We start from the raw sequence: 22787 nt of genomic DNA, 5'->3' as shown, positions 1-22787 counted from the left end.
CCATGCAGACACGGCGTCGCAAGGCGACCACCAGCCCATTTTCACCCCGGAACGGGCGACCGCAAGGTCACATTGGCTGGAATGCAATTCCGGCGGAAAGTGGATCACTGGCCTCGTGCCAGCTGCTCCAGCAGGGGCCGCGTCCGGTAGGCGACGACCTCGTGCATCGCCACCGACATCGTCGTCCGTTCGACCCCGGGGACCGCGAGAACCAGTCCGGCGATGCGATACAGATCGTCGGCGTCGGTGGCCACCACGCCGACCAGCAGGTCGGCCGCGCCCGAGAGCCCGGTGACCTGGGTGACCTGGGTGAAGGTCTCCAGCGCGGCGATGACGTCCTCGAGTCGGTGCTGATCGACCACCACGGTGATGAAGGCCTTCAGCGGATAACCGAGGTCGCGCGGGGACACGCAGCGATCGATCGGTGCGAGCACCCTGTCCTGGTCCCATCGGGCCAGCCGTGCCTGAACGGTGTTGCGCGCCAGATTCAGCATCGCCGCCAACTGCACCCCGGTGGCTCGCGGCGCGTCACACAACGCCAGCAACAATCGGGCGTCGGTGCGGTCCAATCTCGTCATGCCGCCCAGTATCGCACGTCACACTCTTCATATTCTGGGCAACATGCTCAATGACCTCCTGGTTGCTTGCTCACTATGCAACCTGATGCCACCCTGGAAAGAGCAATACGCCCATCAGATTGCGAGGTGGTGAGACCAGGTGACCGATCTCGACGTTCGCCGACCGGACCGACTTCCGTACGCACTCGGCGACCGCTACCGCACCGGATCGGGCCGCGTCGTGCTGACCGGCGTCCAGGCGATCGCCCGCGGGTTGGTCGAACAACACGAGCGCGATACACGTGCCGGGCTGCGGATCGCGACGTTCGTCTCGGGCTATCAGGGCAGCCCACTCGGCGGTGTCGACCGCATGCTGGCCGCGATGCCCGACGTCCTGACCGAACACGACATCACCTTTGTCCCCGGCCTCAACGAAGAACTGGCGGCGACGTCGGTGTGGGGCAGCCAGGCGGACCTCGCCACGATGCCGGCGATGTCCGGGGGGAGGCCGACCCACGACGGGGTGGTGGGTGTCTGGTACGGCAAGGGGCCCGGACTGGATCGCGCGACCGATGCCCTCCGGCACGCCAACATGTACGGCGCCAACCCGCGCGGCGGAATGCTGCTCCTGGTCGGGGACGACCCGGCGTCGAAGTCCTCCACGGTTCCCGCCGTCAGCGAGCGGTCATTGGCCGCGCTCGGCATTCCGGTGCTGTTCCCGAGGAATGCCCGCGAGATCGTCACGATGACCATGCACGGCGTGGCGTTGTCGCGGGCGTCGGGATGCGTGGTGGCCCTCAAGATCGTCGCCGACGTGGCCGACGGCGCATGGTCTTTCGACTCCCACGACGCCGATGTCGAGATCACCGTTCCCGAAGTCCTCTGGGAAGGCAAGCCGTTCGCCTACCGTCAGCGGCCGATGGCGGCTCCCGCTGCCAGCCTGGATGCGGAGGCGGACCTCTACGGACCGCGCACCGAGGTGGTGCGTGCCTACGGCGCCGCCAACCACCTCGACGTCATCGACATCGACCCACCCGATGCGACCATCGGGATCGCCGCCACCGGAACGACGTTCGACTCGGTGCGGCAAGCCCTCGCCGACCTCGGCGCCGACGACTTCGCGTTGCGCCATGCCGGTGTCAGGCTGCTCCGCATCGGCATGCCCACCCCGCTGGGTCCCGACACCGTCACCGCATTCGCCCGGGGCCTCGACGAGATCCTCGTCGTCGAGGACAAGACCGCCTTCGTCGAGACCCAGATCCGCGAAATCCTGTACGGCCGCGCGGGTGCCCCGCGGATCGCCGGCAAGAAGGACGGCGCGGGGCGACCACTGATTCCCGCGGGCGGGGAACTGACGGCCGGGCGACTGCTCGTACCGCTGCGCCGGGTACTCGAGGATCGGCTGGAACTCGCGAAGCCGCCGCCACCGGCGCTGTCGCTGGAAGTGCTTCCGGCGCAACGCGCCGCGTACTTCTGCAGTGGTTGCCCGCACAACCGCTCGACCGCGGTACCCGACGGTTCGCTGGCCGGCGGCGGGATCGGCTGCCACACCATGGTGACGATGTCCGGCCGGAAGGACAGCGCGGTCACCGGCCTCACCCAGATGGGCGGGGAGGGCACCCAGTGGATCGGTCAGGCCCCCTTCACCGACGTGCCCCACCTGTTCCAGAACATCGGCGACGGAACGTTCTTCCACTCGGGTCAGCTCGCCGTCCAGGCGTGCGTCGCGGCCGGCGTCAACATCACCTACAAGCTGCTGTGGAACGAGGTGGTGGCGATGACCGGGGCCCAGAACGCCGAGGGCGCCCTCACCGTGGCGCAGGTGACGCACAAGCTGGCAGCCGAGGGCGTCAGGGAGATCATCGTCTGCGCCGACGATCCCAAGCGGCACAACAAGCGTGCGCTCGCCAAGGGCACGCTGCTCTGGCACCGCGACCGTCTCGACGAGGCGCAGAGGCGGTTGCGCGACGTCGCGGGTGTGACCGTCCTGATCTACGACCAGCACTGCGCGGCCGATGCCCGCAGGCAACGCAAGCGGGGCACGCTGCCGGTCCGCACCACCCGGGTGCTCATCAACGAAGCGGTCTGCGAAGGCTGCGGAGACTGTGGCGTCAAATCCAATTGCCTGTCCGTGCAACCGGTGGAGACCGAATTCGGCCGCAAGACACGGATCGACCAGACCTCCTGCAACACCGACTACAGCTGCCTGGACGGAGACTGCCCGTCCTTCGTCACGGTCGAGGTGCAGTCCGGCAAGCCACCGCGGCGCCGGCATGCGCCCGAACCTCCGGCGGTGCCCGACGTCGCCTGCGAGCCGGGGGCCGCCACGCGCAACGTCCTGTTCGCCGGCATCGGGGGCACCGGCATCGTCACGGTGAACCAAGTCCTCGCGACCGCGGCGCTTCGGGCAGGCTACGACGTGGAGAGCCTGGATCAGACCGGTCTGAGCCAGAAGGCCGGCCCTGTCGTGTCACACCTGCGATTCGCCGCAGGCGAGCTCGATCCCGCCAACCGGCTCACCCCGGGCAGCGCGGACTGCATCGTCGCCTTCGATCTGCTGGTCGCCGCGGATCGCAGAAACCTCGGCTACGGCGACCCCGCCAACACCGTCGCCGTCGCGTCGACCAGCAAGACGCCGACCGGAGAGATGGTGTACGACAAGACGATCGCCTACCCCGAGACGAGCTACCTGCTCAACAGGCTCGGCCAGGTGTCGCACAGCGTGCACTCCCTGGATGCGCTCGCGGCGGCCCAGGCACTGTTCGGCGACTCGACCGCCGCCAACTTCCTGCTGATCGGTGCCGCCTATCAGACCGGGGCGCTCGGCATTCCGGCGTGGTCGATCGAGGAGGCGATCGGGATCAACGGCGTGGCCGTCGAGGCGAACACCGCCGCCTTCCGGTGGGGGCGCGTCGCCATCGCCGACCCGGCCCACTTTCACGACGTCGTGTCGCCGGTGCGCGTCCGGGAACCCGCCGCACTGCCCAGACGTGTCCTGGACGGCGCCACTTTCGCCGGCCGGGTGGGCGACCTCATCGCACGACGGGCGGCCGACCTCGTCGGGTTCCAGAACGAGGCCGTGGCCCGTCGCTATGTGACTGTGCTGCAGTCGATCTGGACCGCGGAACGTGCGGTGGGGGATCGCACCGAGTTCAGCGAGGCCGTCGCCAAGGGGCTCTACAAGCTCACCGCGTACAAGGACGAGTACGAGGTGGCGCGGCTGTTGTCGGACCCGCAGTTCCGCTCGTTCGTGCAGTCCGAGGTCCCGGGGGCGGAGAAGCTGACCTACCGGCTCCATCCGCCGGCACTTCGGGCGATGGGGTGGAAGAAGAAGATCGGCCTCGGCCCGCGAAGCCACATCGCCCTGCGAATCCTGGCGCAGGGAAAGCGGCTCCGGGGAACCCGATTCGATCCTTTCGGCTACTCGCGGGTCCGCAGGACCGAACGAGACCTGATCGCCGAGTACATCACCATCGTCACCCGCCTCGCCGCAGGCCTGGATCAGGCCGGTTACGACCGGGCGGTGGAGATCGCAGCACTCGCCGACATGGTGCGCGGTTACGAGGGCATCAAACTCGCCAGCGTCGAGGCCTATCACGGCAAACTGCGTGAACTCGGTGCCCTCTAGTCCCGTGGCTGCACATGCTTGGTGATCCACTGGGCGGCGAGCTTGACCAGACCGGACTGCGGGTAGCGAACGTGGGCGTCGAAATCGTCGCCGCGCGAGCAGACCGGATCGTTGGTGTTGCACAGGTCGGCGGTGCGGGCGCCGAAGTCGGGGCTCAGGGTCGTCAACGGGCGGCCGAGTCGCGCCGACGGGTTACCGAAGACGGCGACGGCCGCGACGTGGGGAACGACGGCTGCGGGTAGCGGCGCGGTGTAAGCGAGCGCTGCGACGGGTGAGGTGGTGACGACGTCGACGACGGCGGCGCCCTGCGAGTAACCGCCCAGCACGATCTTGGTGTCCGGGCACGTCGCGGCGATCGACTGCACCCGCTTGCTGGCGTCGTTGGCGCCCGCGGCGACCTGGAGGAAATCCCACGAGGCCGGGTAGTTCACCGCGTAGGCGCCGACCGACTGGCCCTTCACCATCGGGCGCAGTGTGTCGACCAGCGCCTTGCCGACCCTACCGAGCCCGGCAGGCTCGTCGGTACCTCGGGCGAAGACGATCTCGATGTCGTTGCACCTCGGGGCAGCGGACGCCGTGGGCACTGGGACGCTGGTCAGCGCCGCGACTGCGGCCAGCGTCGCCCAACCGGCGACGATCGCACTGCGGGGCGTGCCGACAGACACGGTCTCTCCTCGACCTGACGCGTGAGCGAGTACGCCTCTTTGTACCCCAATTATCACTAAAATCACTCCAGTAACAACCGGGGCCGGACGAGTGGTAAGGGCTACATCCGATGCCGGCGGGGTCGCCGCGGCGCCAGTGCCGACCGGGCAGGCAATGCCGCGGAGCCGAGCGCTCGAGCGAAGCGACCGGTGCCGGGTAGCAGGCCCATTCGGGTGCTGCGCAGGTCACCGCGGGCGATCGCGACGAACGTCTTGAGGCCGCGTCGCCGCCCGCGGAGTGCCTTGCCTGCCAGCAATCCGCAGACGACGCCGACGACGAAGGCGCAGCGGGCACGCCGCTTGTCTGTCCGAGGCACGGATGCCGACAGGAGTCCGACGACGCCAGCGCCTGCGGCGAACGCCAGAACCAGTGACACCAACCCAGCCGTGCCGAGCGACCCCATGCGGCAACCTCCAGGCCGTCGTCCGGGTCGGCGGCTCGCCCGATCCAACCACCGTCGCGACCCGATCGACGTCGGCGCGCACCGATCGTGACCGAAGCGAGCGCCAACCGTTAGCCGCGCGGCCGCTGATCTGCCCCGGACCGGCCGGCAAGGTCTTTTGGCCCCCGGTGACGGTGACCATTGCCCGCAGAGACTTCGCGCCGAGAAGAAATAGCGTCGAGATCACGATGCAGGCCAGGCTTGGCCGCCACGTCGAAGGGGAATGACATGTCTTCGAGTTCAGCTGACTCCGGGATCGTCGTCGGCGTCGACGGGTCGCCAGAGTCCAAGGCGGTCGTCGCATGGGCGGCTCATGAGGCGGCATTGCGCGGCTCGCGGCTGACCCTCGTCCACGCCCTGACCGATCCGAGCGCCGCGGCGTGGCTCGATGTGCCGTTGCCGGCGGACTACTGGACCGAGCAGAGCGCGATGGCCAAGGATCTGCTCGAGGACGTGGCCCGTACCGCCCGAGAGGCGTTGCCGCAGGATCGCGCCGTCGCGATCGAGCAGAAATCGGTGTCGGGGAGCCCGCTGGCCGTGCTGGTCGACTCCTCAGAGGACGCCGAGATGGTGGTGGTCGGGTGCCGCGGTCTCGGTGGCATCCAGCGCGCGTTGCTGGGTTCTGTCAGCTCCGGTCTGGTTCATCATGCACACTGCCCGGTCGCCGTCATCCACGTCGAGGACCCGCCGACGGATCGTGCCGCGGACGCTCCCGTGGTCGTCGGCATCGACGGGTCCCCGGCGTCCGAGCGGGCGGTCGAGATCGCCTTCGACGAAGCCTCGCGACGTGGCGTCGACCTGATCGCCCTCCACACATGGCTCGAAAGCACCGACGATTTCATCGGTGTCGGCTGGGCGGAAGTTCGCGCACAGGCCGACGAGACGCTGGCGGAACGACTGGCGGGCTGGCAGGAGCGCTACCCGGACGTGGTGGTCCGCCGTGTCGTGAAGATGGACAACCCGGCCCGCGAACTCCTGGAGTTGTCCACATCCGCCCAACTGCTGGTCGTCGGGAGTCACGGCCGCGGGGGGATCGCCGGGATGGTCCTCGGTTCCGTCAGTTCGGCGGTGGTACACGGCGCGCGCGTCCCCGTGATCGTCGCGAGGGCGCGTCCGTGAGCGGGTCGCCCGTCGTCGTCGGCGTCGACGGTTCGCAGACGTCCGTCGCGGCGGCACGCTGGGCGGGCGCGGTCGCCGAGAAGATCGGCACCGGCCTGCACATCGTGCATGTCGAGCCCAGCCTCGGGCGTAACCTCGCCGACTCGGCGGCCGCGATCGCGGCGGCCGCGATGAGCTACCGCCGCGACGCCGTGGAGATCCTGCTGAAGGAAGCGTCCGAAGCGGTGCGTGCCGACCTTCCTGCCCTGGTGATCACCACCGAGTCGGTCGACGGGCCCGTCGACAAGGCACTGATCGAGGCGGGCGGCGCGGCGCGAATGGTGGTGTTGGGCGGTGACGGCCCGGCACCGCTCGTGGCGTTGTTGACAGGTTCGGCGACCGTCAGCACCGCCTCGCACGCACCGTGTCCGGTCGTCGCCTGGCGGGGCAGCCGACAACCGGATGGTGAGCGTGCGGTCGTCGTCGGATTCGACTTCACCCCGGCCGCCGAGGCCGCCCTGAGCAATGCGTTCATGTTCGCCGACACACTCAAAGTGCCTCTGCGCGTGGTGTATTCCTGGCCGATGCGAGTGCCCGCAGCCCCGGTGTCCATTCCGTTCCTGATCGACTGGGAGGCGCTGGAAGCCGCGGAGTGGGTTCGGCTGACCGAGGTCGTCGACCGGCGCAGCAAGTCCTATCCCGGTGTGAGCACCCAATGCTTCATCGAACCCGCCGGCCCGGCCAAGGCGCTGGCGATGCACGGATCCGATGCCCAGCTCGTCGTGGTCGGCACCCGCGAGCGCAGCGTGCTGGCCGGTGCGCTGCTGGGCTCGACGAGCATGAATCTGCTACAGCACAGCAAGATTCCGGTGATGATCTGCAGGCCGGGTGTCACTCCGCGGAATGATGGCGAGGATGGTCCAGCCGGGAGATGAACACCGCCGCCTGGGTGCGACGTTCCATGCCCAGCTTCGCCAACAGCCTGGACACATAGTTCTTCACGGTCTTCTCGGCCAGGAACATCCGGGCCGCGATCTGCTTGTTCGTCAGGCCCTCACCGAGCAGATCCAGCAACACCCGTTCCTGATCGCTGAGTCCGGACAGCGGATCGGCGTGGTCGGCGTCGGAGCGCAGCTTGGCCATCAGCGCCGCGGCGGCCCTGTTGTCGAGCAACGATCGGCCGGCGCCGACATCCTTGATCGCGGCGGCGAGTTCCATGCCCTTGATGTCCTTGATGACGTATCCGCTGGCGCCCGCCAGGATCGCGTCCAGCATCGCTTCGTCAGAGGTGAACGAGGTCAGCATCAGGCAACGCAGGTTCGGGAGCATCGAGAGCAGATCTCGGCACAGTTCGATTCCGTTGCCGTCGGGCAGGCGGACGTCGAGCACCGCGACGTCGGGTTGAAGGGCCGGTATCCGCGCCAGGGCCTGCGACACCGAACCCGCCTCGCCGATGACCTCGAGCTCTTCGTCGGCGCTGAGCAGGTCGACCAGCCCGCGGCGGACCACCTCATGGTCGTCGACGAGAAAGACCTTCACCACGGGATCGCCCTTCGCTGGACAGTGAACCATATTCACAGTACGTTCTGCGGTTCGCAGATCAATACCGAACAATTCGCGTGGTTCACTGCCGCGTATCCGGGTGGGCCGACGAGCTCTCTGACCGTGTCGGCGTGTTCCCGGCCAACGACGACCAGTTGGATCGAGTTCGCGTTCTTGGTGAGATACGCCAGGGTGTTGCCGTGAACGGCCACCGCCTGCACGTCGACGTCCGGGTAGCTCCGTCGCCATTTCGCCAACCGGCGATCGAGTCGCGCCTTCGCCAGCTTGTTGCGGTCCGGTCCCGCGTGGCTGTCGTAGATGTCGGTGAACCCGCACTGCCAGGTGGTCACCACCCGAAGGGCAGCGCCACGGAGCCGTGCCTCGTCGAGTGCGTGTCGTACGACGACGTCGGTGACGTCGGAGTCGTCGATCTCGGCGACCACCCAGCCGGCGCTCGCTGCGCCAGGGTCATGGCCGCGAACCACCGCCACCGGGCAACAGGCGGCGGTGGCCAATGCCGCGGCGGTCGACCCGACCGGGTCGCCGCGGCCGTGCCTGAGCCCCACGGAGCCGACACAGAGCAGCACGGCAGTTCGGGAGGCCTCGACGAGCGCGTGGGTCGGTCGTCCGTGCACCATCTCGGTTTCGATCTTGACCGCCTTGCCGGTCGCCTCGACGACGGACAGGGCGTACCGCACTGCCTCGTCGGCGTCGGCCCGGCATCGGGCACGCTCCTCGGCGCCCGCGCCGGGGCAGCAGTCGGGGCTCAAAGCGCAGACCAGACGGAGCGGAATGTCGCGGCCGGCTGCCTCGTCGACTGCCCACAGGGCCGCGTCCAGCGCCGACCGGGAGCCGTCGATGCCGACCACGACGGAGGGCCCAGACGTGTGTTCTCGCATGCTCGCTCCGATGTTGGCGAACTCTCTGGCCGGACGTTACCGGCGTCACTTCCGGTCAGACAGGGCCGAAGGTCACCCCTGCGTGGTGTTCGGTCGAACGTGGAAGACGTCATCGATCGGTCGGCGCGGAGTCGGAGGCGGCGCCTCGGCGACGGCCGGGGCCAGACCCACCCGCACCAGGATCTGCGGGTGGTCGCCCCCGCTCAGTGACGCCACGACCGTCCGGCCGGCCGGTACCTCCATGAGGTGGGTGACCGGGCAGGTGGCCAGGTCCGCCATCGTCGCGTCGAGCAGCACGGCGGACAGCGCTTCCCCGCACCGCAACACGCTGTCGTGTGCGTCGTCGAACGTCGACAGCACCAGGATCTTCGAGTGGTCCTCGCCGACTTCGGGTCGTCGGTGCGAGTCCGGGGTCACCGGGAAACTCCGGTTGAGAACCCGGTCGCTCTCGGCCGCCGATACCAGGGATTCCTGCGGAATGCCCTCAGAGGTGGTGGTGTCACCTGTTGTCCACCAGAGGAGTTCCTCGTGGTAGGAGGAGTCGTACATGCGCAGTGACTCGGTGAGATCCGATGCCTTGGCCAGCTCCGGCCGGTGCTCGTCGGCGATCACGGCCAGCCGCACCGACCGGTCGTCCAGGACCGAGCGCACCTCCGATTCGAACAGATCCCAGTCCGGCGGCGCCGCGAACGGCAGCCGGTCGGTCCGTCGCAGCAGGATCGCGTCGGCGCGGCGGCGATGCCCGTCGGTGACGAACTCGGTGGGGCTGAAGTCGATCGAGGCCAGGTGGTCGACGTTGTTGGGGTTGGGAAACCGATCGACGTTGGCCGTCCATCCCGCTGCGGTCATCGCCACCCGGAAATGATCGAGCACGGCGCCGCAGCCGAGCAGGGCCTCGCGTCCGGAACTGTCGGTGGACCGGATGACGCGCTCCTGGTCGGCGAACAACTGGACGACGTTGCCGTCGAGCACCCAGCGCCAGGGCTGGCTGTTGTGCAGTGACGGCGCCCGGCAGGCCAACTGCAGTGCTGCTCTGATGATCTCGACATCCACGAAGGAGTCACGCATCGCACCCTCCTCAATCGTCACCCATCATCCGCGCAGTGGGTGGCAACCGCCAGAGTCGATGGTCCCCGGTGCGGGGCCTTAGTGCCCTGGTATGCCGGATCGTCACCGTCGACGCTGGAGGGTATGAACCGCTTTCCGGTACCGCCGTGCGCGGACGACGAACCAGTGGCGGCTGCCGCGGGGGACTTGGCCGCGCAGGTGCGAGAGACGCACACCGGCGTCGTCGTCCTGCTCGGGGACCGGGCCTACAAGGCGAAGAAGCCGGTGGTCACCGACTTCCTGGACTTCAGCACGACCGCCAGCCGGGAGCGCGCCTGCCAACACGAGGTCGCCCTCAACAGGAGGCTCGCTCCCGACAGTTATCTGGGGGTGGCCCATGTGACCGATCCGCAGGGCGGTCCGGCCGAACCCGTGATCGTCATGCGCCGCCACGCCGATGCCGACCGCCTCTCCACCCGGGTGAAGAGCGGCGCGCCCGTCCACGAACAACTGCGCGCGATCGCTACCGTGCTCGCGCGCTTCCATTCGGTCGCCGAGCGTGGCCCGGCAATCGACACCCAGGGCACCGCGGATGCGGTGTGGGCACGCTGGCAGCAGAACCTCCGCGAGTTGGAGGGCTATTCCGACGTGGTGGCACCCGACGCGGTGCGGGACGCGGCGCGTATGGCCGGTCGATTCGTCGCGGGCCGTGAGCCGTTGTTCACCCGCCGCATCGCCGAGCGTCACATCCTCGACGGGCATGCCGACCTGCTGGCCGACGACATCTTCTGCCTGCCGGACGGCCCCGCTCTGCTCGACTGCCTCGAATTCGACGACCGACTTCGCCACGTCGACGGCATCGACGACGCCGCGTTCCTCGCGATGGACCTGGAATTCCTAGGACGCAAGGACCTCGCGGACTTCTTCCTCGAGGAGTACATGCGGTGCAGCGGCGATCCCGCACCGCGCGTTCTGGCGGACTTCTATGTGGCCTATCGGGCGGTGGTTCGCGCCAAGGTCGACTGCGTGCGGGTCACCCAGGGGCATCGAGAAGCGTCGGACGACGCCCGCCGACACCTCGACATCGCCCTCGAGCACCTGAGCGCGGGTACGGTCCGGCTCATCATCGTCGGAGGAGGGCCGGGTTCCGGGAAGACCACCCTGTCGAAAGCGTTGGCCGCCGAGATCGGGGCGACCGTGATCTCGACCGACGATGTCCGTCGGCAGCTACAGGCCGAGGGTGTGGTCTCGGGCGCGGCAGGCGAGCTCAACGCGGGTCTGTACTCGCCGTCGAACGTAGCGCTCGTGTACGACGAGGTGCTCCGGCGAGCTCGAGAGTCGTTGGGTGGCGGACACTCCGTGGTCCTGGACGGCACCTGGAGAGAGGCTCAGCAACGCGACCGCGCCCACGAACTGGGTCGCCAGGCGTCGGTGCCGGTGGTCGAATTGCGCTGCTCTGTCCCGGTTTCCGAGGCTGCGGCCAGGGTCGGGCACCGACCACGGTCGAACTCGGACGCGACACCGGACATCGCCACTGCTCTCGGCGACGCCGGTGCCGCGGGACGGGAGGCCCACGTCATCGATACGGGTCGACCGCTGGCCGACTCCGTGGCGGAGGCCCGACGACTGTGTCGCCTCGCCACCTGAGCCTGCGGCGCCGGCGACGGTGACCTTTGGCCCTCCTGCCGGGCCGGGCCACGGCGTAGGAATAGATCATGAGGAACAACGCAGAGACACCACAAGTCCTCGACGTCGACGTCACGACCCACGGCCGCATGCCCGGCGCGGCCGACTACGCGCGCAGCAAGATCGGCGAGATCGGCACGCGCACCCGCAAGCCGGTGCTGCACGCCCGGGTCCGACTCACCAGGCACACCGACCCTGCGGTGCGCTGCCCCGTCGTCGCCCAGGCCAACCTGGACGTGGACGGCCGCATGGTGCGGGCCCAGGTCGAGGCGGCGACGGCGCGCGAAGCCATCGATCGGCTCGACGAGCGGCTGAGGCGCCGCCTGGAACGAACTGCCGAACACTGGGAAGCGCAGCGCGGGCGACTGCCGGAGGACAACCCCCACGAGTGGCGGCACCAGTCCGCGCCCACCGCCAGGCCGCAGCACTACCCCCGGCCCGCTGATGACCGCCGGATCATCCGGCACAAGTCGTTCACGATGGCGCCGTGCACAATCGACGAAGCCGCCCAGGAAATGGAATCGCTCGACTACGACTTCCACCTCTTCACCGAGAGGGCCACCGGTTTCGCCAGCGTGCTCTACCGTGGCGGCCCGACGGGCTACCGGCTGGCGCAGGTGATCGCCGTGGCGCCGGATGAACTGGCTCCGTTCGAGCTTCCGCTGACCTTCAGTTCCCAACCGGCCCCGTGCATCACGACCGAGGAAGCGACAGAGCGGCTCGGGCTGCTCGGCCTGCCGTTCCTGTTCTTCATCGACGCCGCTCAGGGCCGCGCCAACATTCTGTACCACCGTTACGACGGTCATTACGGGCTGATCACGCCCGCCGACTGACCGCCGCGGGGTGGTCGGTGCGAGTCGCCAAAACCTCGATCCCACAACTGGATCGCCGATCCGATCCAGTTGCCAGACGGCCCCGGAGTTGTTCGATAGCTTCTTCGGGGCCGTCGCTCATCGGCGGACGATCAGCACCGAGGATCTGCCGTGGCGGAAGACAGCGTGACCGAACGGCCCGACGATGTCTGCGAGCTGATCGGCCTGCGAACCACCGATCACCGTCAACTGAATCCGTTCGTCGTTGTGCCTCAGGAAGTGTGCGACGCCGGCCTGGTCGGCGACGGGGTAGATGTGCACCTCGGGGTGGTGCTCTTTCATCTTCTCGACGTCGCGGTCGAGGCTGTCGCGGGTGCGCTGCCCCTCGCCGAGGGCGAGTACCGGGGCCTTGCGCAGCCGCGCCTCCGCCAGTGCGTGTTCGACGACGGACTCGTTGTCGGGTGCGTCGTTGACGGCGACGACGATCCAGCTGGTCTCGCCGTCGGAACCGTCGTCGTCGCGGGGCCGGATGATCGCCACCGGGCAGTGCGCCTTCTCGGCCAGTTCGGTTGCCGCCGAACCCAGGATCGCGCGGGCGTGTCGCCCGATCCCGACCGACCCGACGCAGACCATGGCCGCATCGCGGGATTCCCCGATGAGGGCGGCGCCCGGAGGGCCGGTGAGAATGGCGGTGTCGACCTCGACGGTCAGACCTTCGGCGTCCATTGCGTCTCGCGCCGCATGAAGTGAGGCGTTGCCGTGGTGCACGTCGCGGTCGTAGTCGTCGGCGGACGGATGTGTGGCCTTGGTGACGAAGACCAGGCGCAGCGGGACACTTCTGCTGATGGCTTCGTCAGCAGCCCATCGCGCGGCCTGGACCGCCGTGTCGGAGCCGTCGATGCCTGCGACCACCGGTGTGGGTGCGTGGGTGCCGTTCATCGTGGTCACCGGTGCTCTCTCAGCAGGGCCAGGCGCCGTCGATATTCGTCATCGTCGACTTCGCCGCGCGCATAACGCTCGGCCAGGAGGTCCTCCGCCGGGGCCGACGTCGGTGCTGCGCTGCGGCCGCGATCAGTCGCGACATATCGAATCGCCAACACCACCACGGTGATCACCACCGCCCAGAACACCACCGTCAACACGGCCATCAGGATCCACCAACCGCTCCCGCCGCCATGCCACATCCAGCTGTCCCCGTCATACATCACGGCGATCACCTCATCCACAGAGCCGTACCGTCACCTGGGGCTCAGGGTGCGCCGCTGCGGAGTCGACGGCTAGAGCCTTAGGACCCCAAAGGACCACGGTTCAATCATCGGTGAGGGTGAAGTAACTCTCCTCTTCCTGCAGGAAGTGCAGGCGCAGCAAGGTGTAGAGCCCGTACAGGCAGGCCAGCAGATCGTCGACCTGATCTGGTTGAATTCCGCTGTCCGCCTTGGCGAGTGCGAGGTGAGTGCCTATCCGATCGGACAGCCGCTGAATCTCGGCGTGGGTGCGGCTCATGGTCGCGGTGGCCTCGCCGGTGCCCAGGGGGCGGGCCAGCGCCGGGTAGAGAAGGGTTTCCTCGGCACGTTCGTGCGGCAGCAGCTTCTCGGTCAGGAAAGTGTGCGCGAGCTTCAAAGCCTGCAACGCGCCGGCGTCGGCTCCCGCGACCAGACGATCTGCGGCGTCCCGCAGCAGCCCGAGCGTGTCGCGCAGCTCGTCGTGTTCGGCCGCGAACCGGCGCAACATGTCGTCGGTGTCGTCCGCCAGCCCGACCTCCAGCGCCGGGTTGCCCTTCAGCGCCCGCAAGGCGTTGAGGATGACGGCGACGTCGATGCCCTCCTGCAGCAGAGCACCCGCAGCGGGCGGCAACCAGCCGAACGCGGCGATCGCCATGGCGATCAGCGACAACGTCATCCCGACGGTGGCGCTCTGCACGGCGATGCGGCGCGACCAGCGGGCGATGTCCATCGCATCGGCGAGCCTGTCCAGGCGATCGGAGGTCAACACGATGTCGGCGGCCTCCGAGGACGCCGTCGCTCCGCGCGCGCCCATCGCGACGCCCACGGTGGCCGCGGCCAACGCCGGAGCATCGTTCACGCCGTCGCCGACCATCACCGTCACCGCGCGATCGCGCTCGGCGCGCACCGCGGCGACCTTGTCGGCCGGGCTCTGCTGGGCGTAGACCTCGTCGAGACCGAGCACGGTGGCGACTTCGCGCGCGGGCTCCGCGCGATCGCCGGTCAACATCACCAACCGCTTCAGCCCGGCGGCGCGCAACCGCCGTACGGTGCGGGGTGCGTTGCGGCGGATGGGGTCTCGCAGCAACACCGCACCCACCGGCTCGTCGTCGACACACACCCAGGCGATCGCCGCCGAATCCAGGCGGGCCCGGTTCTCCGCGGCCCTGGCCCACCCCGCGTGGTGCGCATCGCCAACCAGTTTGCCGACGTGTACCCGCTTGCCGTCGATGGTGGCGGTGACGCCGCGCCCCGGCTCTTCGACCACGTCACCGGGCAGCGACAACCCGGGGACCCGGGTCAGCGCTTCGGTGACGATGGCTTCGGCCAGCACATGCGGGGACATCTGCTCGACCGACGCCGCAAGCTGCAGTATCTCGGTGGTGTCGCGGCCCGGTGCGGTCGCGATCTCGACGACGACCGGTCGCCCGACCGTGAGGGTGCCGGTCTTGTCCATCACCAAGGTCGTTGCGTGACCCAGGTTCTCCAGTGCGGCGCCGCTGCGGATCACCACGCCCTGGCGCGAGGCACGCGACAACCCGGAGACGATCGCCACCGGGGCGGCGAGCAGCAACGGGCACGGAGTCGCGACCACCAGAACGGCCACCGCTCGCACGGCTGATCCGCTCGTCAGCCATGCGACGCCCGCGATGGCCAAGGTCAGCGGCAGGAACCACGCGGCGTACCGATCCGCGAGCCGGATGAGCGGGGCACTCTCGGCGCCGGCCTGCTCGGCCAACCGGACGATGCCTGCATACGTGCTGTCCTCTGCCGACGCCGTGGCGCGGAACTCGAATGCGTTGCCCGCGTTCACCACACCGCTGCGGACGGGCTCGCCGGCAGCACGCTCGACCTGCAGAGGTTCGCCGGTCAGCACCGACTCGTCCAGCACCGCCGTGGCGCCGACGATGCGGCCGTCGACCGGGACGACCTCACCCGGGCCGACCACCAGGAGGTCGTCGACCGCCACGTCGGCCAGTGGGATCGCCGCTACTTCGGTGCCGACCCGGCGCCGCGCGAAGCGGGGCGCGTGTTCGAGCAGCGCGCGTAGGTCGTGGGAGGCGCGACGCTCGGCGGATGCTTCGAGCGCGCGCCCGCCCGCCAGCATCACCGCGATCAGCGATCCCGCCAGGTACTCCCCGACGAGAAGGGTGCCGACCAGGGACAGCACCGCGATGAGATCGACGCCGGCGCGGCCCCGGCGTAGCGCTGCGAGCACCCACAGCACCGCAGGCACCAACGCGACCAATGTGCCTGCGATCCAGCAGCCGTCGGCGAGGGTGAGCCGGCCAGCGAGCCAGGCGATACCACCGGCGGCCAACGCGGCGAGCGTGATCACCACCAGCGCGGGCTCGAGGCGCGGTCGCCACCATGCGACCGATCGATGTGCTGCTGAGGTCATGTGGTCCATCACGTGCCAGGACATTTCCCTCCTACTATCGCACTTGCTGTGTGTCGGCAGGGTTTGGTTGGCCAGGTCAGGCGTTGCAGGCCGGTAAGGTCCTGTCGCATGGCGAGCGACCTGATCCTCGACGCCGTCGGACGTCCGGGCAGCGCAATGTCACATGCTTCCACCCGGATTCCCACGGCCGCAGCGGATGACTCGGTGGCCGCCACCCTTGACCGAATGCGCGGCGAGAGGTTTGACAGTGCAGCGACGGTGGCGGTGCTCGACGACGACCGCCTGCTCGGCGTCGCGACGATCGAGAGGATGTTCGCCGCGCCTGCGGGCGCCACGCTGAACGATGTCATGGACTCGGCGCCGCCTGTGGTGGCACCGGACACCGATCAGGAACACGCCGCGTGGCAGGCGGTGCAGCGGGGTGAACCCGGCCTTGCCGTGGTCGGCGGCGACGGCCGGTTTCGAGGTCTGATCGCGCCGCAGCAGTTGCTCGCAGTTCTGCTGGTCGAGCACGACGAGGACATGGCCCGTCTGGGTGGCTTCCTGCATTCGGTCCAAGAGGCCAGGACGACCACCGTGGAAAGCGTCACCCGGCGGTTGTGGCACCGGATGCCGTGGCTGCTCGTCGGGCTGGTCGGCGCGATGATCGCCGCGGGGCTGATGTCGACGTTCGAGGGTCGGCTCGGTGCGACGCTCGCGGTCGCCTACTTCGTGCCCGGAATCGTCTACCTCGCCGACGCCGTGGGAACGCAGACCGAGACCGTCGCGATCCGCGGGCTGTCGGTGGGTATCGGTATTCGCCGCATTCTCGGCCCGGAAGTACTCACCGGACTGCTCGTGGGCGTGCTGCTGGGCGGTGGCATGTTTCCGATGGTCGGTCTCATGGTCGGCGATTGGATGCTGGCGTGCGCGGTTGCCGTCGCGCTGCTGGCCGCGAGCTCGATCGCCACGGTGGTGGCGCTCGTGTTGCCCTGGCTGATCAACCGGATGGGAAAGGATCCCGCCTTCGGGTCGGGCCCGCTGGCGACCGTGATCCAGGATCTGCTGACGATCGCGATCTATCTCGGCGCGGTGACGGTGCTGCTTGCGTGACAGTCTCCGCGGCAGAGTATCGGCTGCCGAAGGTCCCTCCGGCAAGAGGACCTACGGCGGCTGACTGCCTGCGTTCGCCCCTTCATCGCGCACCGTCCCGGATGGTCTGATCAATCGACACGGACTGAACGGGGGGCGATCATGAGGTCACTGACATGCCTGGTACGCCGAAGCCCGGCGACGCCGACCTACCAGCTCACCGACCGGCTTCACGAGGGGCGCACGGTTCGCGTACCGGCCGAGGGAATCAATGGAACGGTCGCCGGCTGGCTCGCCGATTTGGGCGTGCACAGCCCGTTGGTCGACGACCTCGCGCGGCTGGTGTGTGAGGGCGAGTGGGTGGCGGCCCATGCCGTCGCCGAGCGCCTTTCCGTCGAGGTGACCGTCGCCCCTCACGCCTGATCCGCGCGGACCCGCGTTCCGGCCGTGCCGTTGACGATGTCGGTGATCTCGACGAGCGAGCCGATGACGGCTTCGTTGCCGGTGTGACGCGTGAAGTCGCATGCGGCTTGCACTTTGGGGCCCATCGAGCCCGCGGGCAGGTCGAGGCCGGCGAAGTCGTCGGGAGTGACCCGGCCGAGGCGGGCCTGCGCCGGGGTGCCCCATCCGGTGTAGACGCCGTCGACGTCGGTGGCGATGACGAGCAGGTCGGCATCGAGTTGCTCGGCCAGCAGCGCCGACGCGAGGTCCTTGTCGATGACGGCCTCGACGCCACGCAGGTCACCGTGTTCGTCGTACATGGTCGGGATGCCGCCTCCGCCTGCACAGATCACGATCACACCCTGGTCCACCAGGGTGCGGATCGGCTGGATCTCGAAGATCCGCTTGGGTTTCGGGCTGGCGACGACCCGCCGGAACTTGTCGCCGTCCGCAACGATGCTCCAGCCGCCTGCCGCCGCGAGACGCTCGGCGGTTTCTCGGTCGTAGACCGGCCCGATCGGCTTGGTGGGGTGGTCGAAGGCGGGGTCGTCCCCGTCCACCTCGATCATCGTCAGGAGGGTGGCGATCGGCTGCTCGGTCGGCAGCACGTTGCCGAGTTCCTGCTCGATGACGTAGCCGATCATCGCCTCGGTCTGGGCGCCGAGGACGTCGAGCGGATACGGAGCGACGCCATGGTAGGCCGCCGCCTGCAGTGCCAGCAGACCCACCTGCGGGCCGTTGCCGTGCGCGACGACGATCTCGTTGCCTTCCACGATCGCGGCGATGCGCTCGGCGGCCACCCGGATGTTCGCCCGCTGATTGTCCGCGGTCATGGGCTGGCCGCGCTGCAACAGCGCGTTGCCACCCAACGCGATCACGATCCTCATCGCTTCAGCTCAGCGCCGAGACGAGCACGGCCTTGATCGTGTGCATCCGGTTCTCGGCCTGCTCGAAGGCGATGTTCACCGGACTCTCGAAGACGTCCTCGGTGACCTCGATCCCGTTGGACAGGAACGGGTACTGCGCCGCGATCTTGGCACCGATCGTGGTCTCACAGTTGTGATAGGCGGGCAGGCAGTGCATGAACTTCACCCGCGGGTTGCCCGCAGCCGAGATCAGGGCGGAGTTCACCTGGAAGGGGAGCAGCATGTTGATCCGCTCGCTCCACGTCTCCAGCGGTTCACCCATGGACACCCACACATCGGTGTGGATGAAGTCGACACCGCCGACCGCCTTGTCAGGGTCGTCGGTGATGGTGATCCGGGCCCCCGACGCCGCGGCGAACCCCTCGCACATCGCCACGTGGTCCTCGCTCGGCCACAGTTCCCTCGGCGCGCCGATGCGCACGTCCATGCCGAGCTTGGCCCCGACCAGCAGCAGGGAGTTCGCCATGTTGTTGCGGCCGTCGCCGACGAACGCATAGGAGATGTCGTGCAACGGCTTCGGGCAGTGCTCGGTCATGGTCAGCACATCGGCCAGCATCTGGGTCGGATGGAACTCGTCGGTGAGCCCGTTGAAGACGGGGACACCGGCGTATTCGGCGAGTTCGTCGACGGTCTCCTGTGCGGTCCCGCGGTACTCGATCGCGTCGTACATCCGGCCCAGCACCCGGGCGGTGTCCTTCATCGACTCCTTGTGCCCGATCTGGGACGACGCCGGATCGATGTAGGTCACGTGAGCACCCTCGTCGTAGGCCGCGACCTCGAATGCGCAGCGGGTGCGGGTGGACGTCTTCTCGAAGATCAGGGCGATGTTCTTGCCCGCCAGACTGTTCCGCGTGTCCCCGGAGTATTTGGCCCGCTTCAGGTCCCGGGCCAGGTCGAGCAGGTAGTGCAGGTCCCGGTCGCTGTGGTGCACCAGCGTGAGCAGGCTGCGGTTGCGATTGTTGAACGCCATGGTCGGCTTCCTTCAGGGTGATCGATCAGGTGTAGAGCGGGTCGCGCAGGATCGGGCAGGTCATGCATCGGCCGCCGCCGCGGCCGCGCCCCAGCTCGCTGGCGTCGATGGTGACGACCTCGACGCCCGCCTTGCGCAGCGCCGTGTTGGTCAGGATGTTTCGGTCGTAGCCGATGACGACGCCCGGCTCGAGTGCGACCACGTTGTTGCCGTCGTCCCACTGCTCGCGCTGGATGCCGTAGACGTCGCCTGCGGTGGTTACGACCCGGAAGTCCACGCCCACGGCATCGCCGATCGTGTCCACCAACCCCTTCGGCTCACGCCGGACGTCCAGGCCCGACGGCGCGCTGTCGTCGGGGCGCAGGCTGATCGGCACGATCCCGTCGACGATCGGAGCGAACGCCGTCACCAGGTCGCGGTCGCAGAAGGTGAACACCGTGTCCAGGTGCATGGCCGAGCGGGTTTTCGGCAGGCTGGCGACGATCACCCGTTCGGCGGCACCGGCGGCGAACAGGTTGCGCGCCACCTGGGTGATCGCCTGATGGGAGGACCGCTCGCCCATGCCGATCACGACGAGCCCCTTGCCGATCGGCATCACGTCACCGCCCTCGAGGGTGGCCAGGCCGTGGTCGGTGGGCGGTCCGTCGGGATCGCCGAGCCATACGTCGTACTTCTCGTCGGCGAAGGCCGGATGGAACCTGTAGACGGCAGTGGTGAGCAGGGTCTCCCGGCGCCGTGCCGGCCAGTACATCGGGTTGAGCGTGACGCCCGAGAAGATCCACGCGGTGTTGTCGCGCATGAACTGCGTGTTGGGCAGGGGCCTGATGACGAACCCCGCCGGGTCCAACGCGTTGAACAGCGACAGGAAGCTGCTGTCCACCTCGTCGACCACGTCCTGGTAGGCGACGCCGCCGATCAGGAACTCGGCGAGCCTCTCCGGCGACAGCCCGGTCAGCCAGGCACGGATCTCGTGGGTGAGGCCCGGCCCGACCAGGTCGTTGGTCACGGTGCGATCCAGCACCCACTCGCGGGCGCCCGGATCGCCCACCACGTCGGCGAGAAGATCCTGGAGCTCGAGCACCTCGATGCCGTGGTCGACCATCTTGGCGACGAAGTCGAAGTGGTCGCGGCGCGCCTGCTGCAACCAGATCACGTCATCGAAGAGCAACTCGTGGCAGTTCTCCGGGGTGAGGCGTTGGTGGGCCAGTCCGGGTGCGCAGACCAGGACGCGGCGCAGGCGGCCCGCCTCCGACCAGACGCCGAGCCGGGGTTCGGTGGCGGTCACAGGACCGCGAGGTTTCCGGTGGCCATCAGCACGGCGGCCAGGACGGACGTCAACGCCACCACCGCGACGATCACCATCTCGGGCCTGGTGAACGCAGGCAGCCGGCTCTCCCGGCGCGCCCACAGGTACAGCGCAGTGCCCGCCAGGTAGAACATCGCCGCCACCAGCAGGTACTGCCACCCGCCCGCGTACACCAGCCACACCGCGTACCCGAGAGCGATGACGCCGATGACCAGATCTCGGGTCCGACCGCCGCCCGACTCGTATGTGTCACCGCGCACGGCCAGCATCACCTGGTAGGCGGCCGACCAGAGGTACGGCAGCAGAATCAGCGATGTCGCCAGGTAGATCAGGTTGGTGTAGGTGCTCTCGTTGGCCAGCGTCCACAGCAGCAGCGCCTGGACACAGATGTTGGTCAGCCACAACGCATTCGCAGGTGCACCGTGGGTGTTCTCCTTGGCCAGCGCCTTGGGCATCACGTGTTCGATGGCGGGCAGACGCAGGATCTCGACGCACAGCAACACCCACGCGATCAGGGCGCCCAGCAACGAGATGACCAGCCCGATCGAGATGAACGCCGCACCCCAGCCGCCCACCTGGCTCTCGAGGACCCCGGCCATCGACGGATCCGGGACCCCGGCGAGCTCCGCCTGGGTCATCAACCCGTACGACAGCAGGTTCACGAGCAGCAACAGGGCCAGCACGCCGACGAAGCCGAGCACCGTGGCCCGGCCGACGTCCTTGCGTCGGGCGGCACGCTGGGAGTAGACCGACGCCCCCTCGATGCCGATGAACACCCACACGGTCACCAGCATCATGTTCTTGACCTGGGTCATCGTATCGCCGAGCGGCGCACCGTCGATCTCGGCGGTCCGGCCCCAGAAATCGGCACCGAAGAGGCCCGCCTTGAACCCGACGGCGGCGATGGCGATGAACACCAGGATCGGGACCACCTTGGCGATGGTGACCAAGACGTTGACGAATGCGGCCGTCTGGACACCGCGAAGCGTCAGGAAGTGCACGATCCACAGCACGATCGACGCGCCGATGATCGCGGGAACGGTTGCGCCACCTTCGAATCCGGGGAAGAAGTAGCCCAGCGTGGAGAACAACAGGACGAGGTAGGCCACGTTGCCGACCCATGCCGACACCCAGTAGCCGAATGCCGACGTGAATCCGATGTAGTTGCCGAAACCGGCCCTGGCGTAACCGTAGACACCGCCGTCGACATCTGGTTTGCGGCTGGCCAGTGTCTGGAAGACGAACGCCAGCGTCAGCATGCCGACGCCCGTGATCGCCCAGCCGATGAGAAGTGGCCCCGGAGCGGCACTTCCGGCCATCTGCGAAGGCAGGGCGAAGATCCCGCTGCCGATCATCGAACCGACGACGATCGCCGTCAGCGCGGCCAGCCCGAGACCGGCCTTGCCGCCGGCGGGTCGGGTCTCTGGTGGTGGGGTAATCAGTGTGTCGGACAACGTCGTCCTCCAAGCTCGTGCCGGACGAGGGCGGGAACATCGCCTCGCAGCCCGAGGCTAAGAGCATTCGCCGGTACGCCGTGGAGGCTTTGGTCCTCTATCAAGAGGCTTTGGTCACCCGCGGGTCGCTGCCGATGGCGGACCCGGAACGCCCGTGACTACGACTCGGGCTGTGGAGGCGTGGATTTGGCCGACTTGGCCACGGTGAGCAGTACCGTCGAACCCTCGATGGCTTCGAGCGAGTGGCGCGAATCCGGCACGATGATCAGATCACCTGTCGAGCCCTCCCAGCTGTCGCGTCCCGAGGTCAGCCGAACCCTGCCGTGCAGAACGTGAACCGTCGCTTCGCCGGGATTCTCGTGTTCGTCCAGCTTCTGTCCCGCCACCAACGCGATCAACGTTTGACGCAGGACGTGTTCGTGGCCGCCGTACACCGTGTGGGCGCTGCGTCCACTCGAGGCGCGTTCCGCGCCTGCCAATTGCTCGCGAGCCAATGCCGTCAACGAGATCTTGTTCATCGGTCCACGGTAGCCGTCCCGCCGCACCGGCCGTGACCCGATGGGCCGGGTGCCCCTTTCT

21 protein-coding genes are annotated in these 22787 nt (G+C 68.3%); 7 read left to right on the top strand and 14 right to left on the bottom strand.

Going from position 1 to position 22787, the window contains the following annotated elements; all coding sequences use genetic code 11:
* Positions 1-104: 104 nt before the first annotated feature.
* Positions 105-578, bottom strand: a complete 474-nt coding sequence (locus tag H7I57_RS08740) for an Lrp/AsnC family transcriptional regulator (RefSeq protein WP_264023020.1) — start codon at positions 576-578, stop codon at positions 105-107.
* A 139-nt stretch (positions 579-717) separates the two neighbouring features.
* Between H7I57_RS08740 and H7I57_RS08735 the strand changes: the two genes are divergently transcribed.
* A complete protein-coding gene (locus H7I57_RS08735; protein WP_264023018.1) occupies positions 718-4185 on the top strand; it encodes an indolepyruvate ferredoxin oxidoreductase family protein in 3468 nt (1155 codons plus the stop codon).
* On the opposite strand, the gene H7I57_RS08730 is transcribed toward H7I57_RS08735, so the two are convergent.
* Together H7I57_RS08730 and H7I57_RS08725 are read right to left on the bottom strand one after the other, a co-directional pair.
* Entirely contained in the window at positions 4182-4850 is a 669-nt protein-coding gene (locus H7I57_RS08730) for a cutinase family protein (protein WP_372510152.1), read from the bottom strand. The two genes, H7I57_RS08735 and H7I57_RS08730, sit on opposite strands and share 4 nt — an antisense overlap.
* Before the next feature lie 101 nt (positions 4851-4951).
* On the bottom strand, positions 4952-5293 hold the full coding sequence (locus H7I57_RS08725; RefSeq protein WP_264023017.1) for a hypothetical protein: 342 nt from the start codon (positions 5291-5293) through the stop codon (positions 4952-4954).
* 267 nt (positions 5294-5560) lie between these two features.
* Between H7I57_RS08725 and H7I57_RS08720 the strand changes: the two genes are divergently transcribed.
* On the top strand, positions 5561-6451 hold the full coding sequence (locus H7I57_RS08720; protein WP_264023016.1) for a universal stress protein: 891 nt from the start codon (positions 5561-5563) through the stop codon (positions 6449-6451).
* A complete protein-coding gene (locus H7I57_RS08715; RefSeq protein ID WP_264023015.1) occupies positions 6448-7365 on the top strand; it encodes a universal stress protein in 918 nt (305 codons plus the stop codon). The genes H7I57_RS08720 and H7I57_RS08715 overlap by 4 nt, the downstream gene beginning before the upstream one ends.
* Here H7I57_RS08715 and dosR read toward each other — a convergent pair.
* The 3 genes from dosR to H7I57_RS08700 form a co-directional block, all read right to left on the bottom strand.
* Entirely contained in the window at positions 7322-7972 is a 651-nt protein-coding gene (dosR, locus tag H7I57_RS08710; RefSeq protein ID WP_264023014.1) for a hypoxia response regulator transcription factor DosR/DevR, read from the bottom strand. The two genes, H7I57_RS08715 and dosR, sit on opposite strands and share 44 nt — an antisense overlap.
* A 32-nt stretch (positions 7973-8004) precedes the next feature.
* Complete coding sequence (locus H7I57_RS08705; RefSeq protein WP_264023013.1) at positions 8005-8871, bottom strand: universal stress protein; 867 nt, start codon at positions 8869-8871, stop codon at positions 8005-8007.
* A 72-nt stretch (positions 8872-8943) separates the two neighbouring features.
* Complete coding sequence (locus H7I57_RS08700) at positions 8944-9939, bottom strand: Acg family FMN-binding oxidoreductase (protein WP_264023012.1); 996 nt, start codon at positions 9937-9939, stop codon at positions 8944-8946.
* Between the two features lie 123 nt (positions 9940-10062).
* Here H7I57_RS08700 and H7I57_RS08695 point away from each other — a divergent pair, with 123 nt between their 5' ends.
* Both H7I57_RS08695 and H7I57_RS08690 read left to right on the top strand, forming a co-directional pair.
* Positions 10063-11565: a bifunctional aminoglycoside phosphotransferase/ATP-binding protein gene (locus tag H7I57_RS08695; protein ID WP_264023011.1), complete on the top strand. Its 1503-nt coding sequence runs from the start codon at positions 10063-10065 to the stop codon at positions 11563-11565.
* A gap of 68 nt (positions 11566-11633) precedes the next feature.
* Positions 11634-12437 carry a sigma 54 modulation/S30EA ribosomal C-terminal domain-containing protein gene (locus H7I57_RS08690; RefSeq protein WP_264023010.1) on the top strand — a complete coding sequence of 268 codons (804 nt, stop codon included), beginning with the start codon at positions 11634-11636 and terminating at the stop codon, positions 12435-12437.
* Between the two features lie 117 nt (positions 12438-12554).
* On the opposite strand, the gene H7I57_RS08685 is transcribed toward H7I57_RS08690, so the two are convergent.
* The 3 genes from H7I57_RS08685 to H7I57_RS08675 all read right to left on the bottom strand — a co-directional run bounded on the left by H7I57_RS08685 (position 12555) and on the right by H7I57_RS08675 (position 16040).
* The gene (locus tag H7I57_RS08685) at positions 12555-13355 is read right to left on the bottom strand and encodes a universal stress protein (protein ID WP_264023031.1); all 801 of its coding nucleotides are present in this window, start codon (positions 13353-13355) and stop codon (positions 12555-12557) included.
* A gap of 5 nt (positions 13356-13360) precedes the next feature.
* Positions 13361-13621, bottom strand: coding sequence for an SHOCT domain-containing protein (locus H7I57_RS08680; protein ID WP_264023030.1), 261 nt, complete (start codon positions 13619-13621; stop codon positions 13361-13363).
* A 103-nt stretch (positions 13622-13724) separates the two neighbouring features.
* On the bottom strand, positions 13725-16040 hold the full coding sequence (locus H7I57_RS08675) for a heavy metal translocating P-type ATPase (protein WP_264023029.1): 2316 nt from the start codon (positions 16038-16040) through the stop codon (positions 13725-13727).
* A gap of 108 nt (positions 16041-16148) precedes the next feature.
* On the opposite strand from H7I57_RS08675, the gene H7I57_RS08670 reads away from it, so the two are divergent.
* The gene (locus tag H7I57_RS08670) at positions 16149-17132 is read left to right on the top strand and encodes a magnesium transporter (protein ID WP_264023009.1); all 984 of its coding nucleotides are present in this window, start codon (positions 16149-16151) and stop codon (positions 17130-17132) included.
* 141 nt (positions 17133-17273) lie between these two features.
* Positions 17274-17534 (top strand): Rv2628 protein family, encoded by a 261-nt coding sequence (locus tag H7I57_RS08665; protein ID WP_264023008.1) that lies wholly within the window; start codon positions 17274-17276, stop codon positions 17532-17534.
* Here H7I57_RS08665 and arcC read toward each other — a convergent pair.
* From arcC to H7I57_RS08640, 5 genes are all read right to left on the bottom strand, one after another.
* Entirely contained in the window at positions 17525-18439 is a 915-nt protein-coding gene (gene arcC / locus H7I57_RS08660; protein ID WP_264023007.1) for a carbamate kinase, read from the bottom strand. The genes H7I57_RS08665 and arcC overlap by 10 nt on opposite strands.
* A 4-nt stretch (positions 18440-18443) precedes the next feature.
* Positions 18444-19448, bottom strand: a complete 1005-nt coding sequence (locus H7I57_RS08655; RefSeq protein WP_264023006.1) for an ornithine carbamoyltransferase — start codon at positions 19446-19448, stop codon at positions 18444-18446.
* A gap of 25 nt (positions 19449-19473) precedes the next feature.
* Positions 19474-20733 (bottom strand): arginine deiminase, encoded by a 1260-nt coding sequence (locus H7I57_RS08650; RefSeq protein ID WP_264023005.1) that lies wholly within the window; start codon positions 20731-20733, stop codon positions 19474-19476.
* Positions 20730-22208, bottom strand: a complete 1479-nt coding sequence (gene arcD, locus H7I57_RS08645) for an arginine-ornithine antiporter (protein WP_264023004.1) — start codon at positions 22206-22208, stop codon at positions 20730-20732. Before arcD ends, H7I57_RS08650 begins: the two co-directional genes overlap by 4 nt.
* Positions 22209-22366: 158 nt before the next feature.
* Positions 22367-22726, bottom strand: a complete 360-nt coding sequence (locus tag H7I57_RS08640; protein WP_264023003.1) for a cupin domain-containing protein — start codon at positions 22724-22726, stop codon at positions 22367-22369.
* Positions 22727-22787: the final 61 nt, after the last annotated feature.

The sequence above is a fragment of the Mycolicibacterium pyrenivorans genome, from assembly GCF_025821625.1.
Lineage (GTDB): Bacteria > Actinomycetota > Actinomycetes > Mycobacteriales > Mycobacteriaceae > Mycobacterium > Mycobacterium pyrenivorans.
This window is presented reverse-complemented; position numbering and strand designations above follow the sequence as displayed.